The 3,735-nt window shown below is 39.9% G+C and carries 5 protein-coding genes and 1 tRNA gene; 3 read left to right on the top strand and 3 right to left on the bottom strand.

Annotation, left to right across the window (positions count from 1 at the left end; genetic code table 11):
• Nucleotides 1-242: 242 nt before the first annotated feature.
• The 3 genes from PL8927_RS04980 to PL8927_RS04970 all read right to left on the bottom strand — a co-directional run bounded on the left by PL8927_RS04980 (nt 243) and on the right by PL8927_RS04970 (nt 1,390).
• The gene (locus PL8927_RS04980) at nt 243-416 is read right to left on the bottom strand and encodes an isochorismate synthase (protein ID WP_407947372.1); all 174 of its coding nucleotides are present in this window, start codon (nt 414-416) and stop codon (nt 243-245) included.
• 330 nt (nt 417-746) lie between these two features.
• Nucleotides 747-1,244 (bottom strand): 2TM domain-containing protein, encoded by a 498-nt coding sequence (locus tag PL8927_RS04975; RefSeq protein WP_083618245.1) that lies wholly within the window; start codon nt 1,242-1,244, stop codon nt 747-749.
• 59 nt (nt 1,245-1,303) lie between these two features.
• A tRNA-Ser gene (locus tag PL8927_RS04970) sits at nt 1,304-1,390 on the bottom strand.
• 83 nt (nt 1,391-1,473) lie between these two features.
• On the opposite strand from PL8927_RS04970, the gene PL8927_RS04965 reads away from it, so the two are divergent.
• From PL8927_RS04965 to PL8927_RS04955, 3 genes are all read left to right on the top strand, one after another.
• Nucleotides 1,474-1,842, top strand: coding sequence for a 2Fe-2S iron-sulfur cluster-binding protein (locus tag PL8927_RS04965; protein WP_083618244.1), 369 nt, complete (start codon nt 1,474-1,476; stop codon nt 1,840-1,842).
• On the top strand, nt 1,772-2,425 hold the full coding sequence (locus PL8927_RS04960; protein ID WP_083618242.1) for a thermonuclease family protein: 654 nt from the start codon (nt 1,772-1,774) through the stop codon (nt 2,423-2,425). The genes PL8927_RS04965 and PL8927_RS04960 overlap by 71 nt, the downstream gene beginning before the upstream one ends.
• Before the next feature lie 250 nt (nt 2,426-2,675).
• Nucleotides 2,676-3,497 (top strand): inositol monophosphatase family protein, encoded by an 822-nt coding sequence (locus PL8927_RS04955; RefSeq protein WP_083618240.1) that lies wholly within the window; start codon nt 2,676-2,678, stop codon nt 3,495-3,497.
• Nucleotides 3,498-3,735: the final 238 nt, after the last annotated feature.

Below are 3,735 nucleotides of genomic sequence, written 5' to 3'. Positions count from 1 at the left end.
AGGGAACAGGGAACAGGGAACAGGGAACAGGGAACAGAGGGGAAAAGAAAATAGGGAATAGGGGATAGAAAAAAGTGATTAGCCACCCGACAAGTATTTGTAGCAAACATTGAAAGATGGAATATAATATTTTATCCTTACCCCGAAATTAGAAATCCCCCATCACCGACAATGAGGGATTTCTGTTAATCTTGAAAGAGAGAAAGAACAATGAAAGATCACAAATTCAATAGTTTTTATTTTTAGTGGTTCCGACGAGGATCTTTGTTAGGAGTTCCTTCAAAGGGTTGAGTACCGACTGACGGGTACACATCATCACTGACGACAAACATCCGCCCAGCAGCTTCGGTCAGATAAGCCATCATTTCTTTAACAGATTTTAAAATATTCATACAGCCTCCCCTCAAACTAACCATTTAGGGCTTCTATACTTATTATTGTAGAGGGAAAATGAGAAACTGTGTAGGTTTGCAACATTTATTTGCACTTAGGGAAGGGTTTACATTTGTTTAAATAATGTATAGCAGGGAACAGGGAACAGGGAACAGGGAACAGGGAACACCGCAGGAAAAGAGGGACGCAAGTTTAGGTTTTAGTATCAGTCTATGTCCTAACTGCCTTGGCGACTGCTTTAATGTTTTTAAATGTAATAAATACTTAAGTATTTTTACAAAAAACTCATGTAAAGAGAGTAAAGTTATCTATTTCTACATGAGTTTGTATCGGTTTCCTCCTCTCGTCTTCATTTAAGATTGCAATCCTTTTAATACTTTATCAGCAAAAGCATTAATCGATTTACCTACGGTTTTTTTCAATCGCCATGCTTTGAAAGCCGTTTCATAATCCTCTCCTTCTAGTTGGTAAGTTTTCCAAGTTCTCAGACTTAAGAATAATCCCCAAGTTAAAAAGATAAAAGCAGCAAATCCGATGCTATGCCAAACCACCAAGTTAATTACAATCAAGAAAGAATTAACAATACCAAACTGAACTAAATTTTGTTTCAGTCGATTTCGGCGATAGGCATTGAAGACTAACTTTTCATCCGCTTCTTGTTTTTGTAACCGCCATTGCTGTTCAGCAAGTTCTAAATCCTGGGAAGAAATTCCTAACTCTGTGGCGATGTCTAACAATTCTTGACGAGTCATTTCCTCGTTATCTTGTTTACGACAAATAGCAATATACAGAATTTCCTGTATATCTTCCTGTAAATAGGTTCGCGTGATTTGACTGTCTGAGTTTGTCATAGATAGATAACCGGGTAGGATTTTTTAAACCATCAAAAACCAGGAAATCATTATGGGAACGGAGAGGGAGGGATTCGAACCCTCGTTAGAGTCACCCCTAAACGACATTTCCAGTGTCGCGCCTTCAACCGCTCGGCCACCTCTCCAGGGGAATATTTCATTTTTACCCACGAAAATATATATTATCATAAGTTTTGGAAAGTCAACACTATCTCACAAAATTTTTTTTATGTCCCGTTCCCATCGGATAGAAATTCATTATCGCCAGACGGGTGAACGTTTTTACGTCAACGTTCCTGAAGATCGGTATATCCTCCAGTGTGCCGAAAATCAAGGGGTAGATTTGCCCTTCTCCTGTCGCAATGGCGCTTGTACAGCTTGTGCGGTGCGGGTAATTTCTGGAGAGTTATACCAATCAGAAGCCCTGGGACTCTCGGTAGACTTACAAAAACAGGGGTATGCGTTGCTATGTGTGAGTTATCCCCGTTCAGATTTAGTTGTGGAAACCCAAGACGAGGATGAAGTGTATGAACTTCAGTTCGGGCGTTACTTTGGCCAAGGCAAAATTAAAACGGGATTACCCTTGGACGAAGATTAATCAACTCGATTTCCGTTTCCGAGGAAAATGGGATGGTGGGATCTTGTTGGGAATTTTGCTGCTATTAACCAGTTGTTCTCAACCTGACCTTCCCAAAGGCATTTTTACTAAAGTTGAACGGGTAATTAGTGGTCAAACCCTAGAAATTCTCGATAAAACGAGTAAAATTCCGGTATTACAACAAGTTCGGTTAGCGGGAATTACGGCCCCCGACCTCAAACAAGACCCCTGGGGAGTAAAAGCCAAACAATCTTTAAAACAACTTTGTGAAGGTAAAAAAATCTTATTAGAAGGAAATTTAACCGAAAAAGATCGCTATGGTCGCATCTCTGCCTATATCTGGCTGGACGGAATTCTGATTAATGAACAGTTAGTTAAACAGGGATATGTTTTAGCAGAAACTCCCTCTATTTATCGACCTGTGACTTCAAATTTTAAGACTCAATATAGTCAACGGTTTAACGATGCTCAAGAATATGCGCGACTCATGGGATATGGGATTTGGAACCCAGAAAAACCTATGCGTTTAACTCCAACAGAATTCCGAGATCAACAACCTCAGAGTAATTCTAGTTTGCCTTAATTTGCTGTTGGTTATTCAAAGATGGTGCGTGCGTTGTCACTTACGCACCCTACAACTGATTACTGATTACTGATTACTGATCTAATATGAAATCCTTTAATGTTTGCTACAAATACTTGATCGGGTGGGTAATAACTTTTTTCTATTCCCTCCTATTCCCTATTCCCTCCTATTCCCTATTCCCTGTTCCCTGTTCCCTGTTCCCTGTTCCCTTGCCATCTGTAGCACTAATTTAAGGATTTCATATAATATGACTAAAAACGAATTACAGTTTTTTTTAGATATTGCTACCTTAGCTGCTCAGGCGGGTGGTGCAGTTTTAAAATACTATTTAGGGAACTTAAAAGATATTCAAGAAAAAGGACGGTCTGGGGATTTAGTCACCGAAGCGGATAAAGCTTCGGAAGCTGCGATTTTAGCCGTGTTAGAACGTCATGTCCCTGAACATGGAATTTTAACAGAAGAATCTGGGGAATTAGGAGATATAAACAGCCCCTATCTTTGGGCTATTGATCCTTTAGATGGAACCACTAATTTTGCTCATCAATATCCGTTTTTTTCCGCTTCTATCGGGTTGTTAATTAACGGGTTTCCTCAAGTTGGGGTGATTTATGATCCTTTTCATGATGAATTATTTCAAGCCGCCAAAGGATTAGGCGCAACCTGTAATAATCGTTTAATTAGTGTTTCTAAAACCGATAGCTTAAATAAAAGTTTATTAGTCACAGGCTTTGCTTATGACCGTCGAGAAACATCTGATAATAATTATGCGGAATTTGCCTATTTAACTCATTTAACCCAAGGGGTTCGTCGGAGTGGTGCGGCTTCAATTGATTTAGCTCATACCGCCTGTGGACGGTTAGATGGCTATTGGGAACGAGGTTTATCTCCTTGGGATATGGCGGCAGGAATTGTATTAGTAGAAGAAGCCGGAGGGAAAGTAACCGCCTATGATACCAGTCCGTTTCAAATGAGTTCCGGTCGAATTTTAGCCACTAATGGTTATTTACATGAAAGTTTAAGTCAAGCCTTAATAGAAACTCCTCCATTATCGAGTTGGAAGGATAAATAAACTCCATGTTCCCTGTTTCCTGCTATAATTGAGATCAATTCTGGAAGCCTATTTTTGAGGAAAAATTGCCCTCTCTGATAAACAGGGCTGTTTCATTTTCTCCGAAAATTTGTATGACCTAACCCCCCAGCCCCCTTCCCTGCAAGGGAAGGGGGAGCAATTAATATTACTAAATACCATTTCTGATTTAAGAGTAACAAAAATTCTCCCCTCTCCATGCGGTCGAGGGGCTGGGGGA

It is taken from the genome of Planktothrix serta PCC 8927 (assembly GCF_900010725.2).
Lineage (GTDB): Bacteria > Cyanobacteriota > Cyanobacteriia > Cyanobacteriales > Microcoleaceae > Planktothrix > Planktothrix serta.
This window is presented reverse-complemented; position numbering and strand designations above follow the sequence as displayed.

Coding starts and splice junctions, on each gene's coding strand:
- PL8927_RS04955 (WP_083618240.1), top strand. CDS start 2,676: ATGACTAAAAACGAATTACAGTTTTTTTTAGATATTGCTACCTTAGCT.
- PL8927_RS04980 (WP_407947372.1), bottom strand. CDS start 416: ATGGTTAGTTTGAGGGGAGGCTGTATGAATATTTTAAAATCTGTTAAA.
- PL8927_RS04960 (WP_083618242.1), top strand. CDS start 1,772: ATGAACTTCAGTTCGGGCGTTACTTTGGCCAAGGCAAAATTAAAACGG.
- PL8927_RS04975 (WP_083618245.1), bottom strand. CDS start 1,244: ATGACAAACTCAGACAGTCAAATCACGCGAACCTATTTACAGGAAGAT.
- PL8927_RS04965 (WP_083618244.1), top strand. CDS start 1,474: ATGTCCCGTTCCCATCGGATAGAAATTCATTATCGCCAGACGGGTGAA.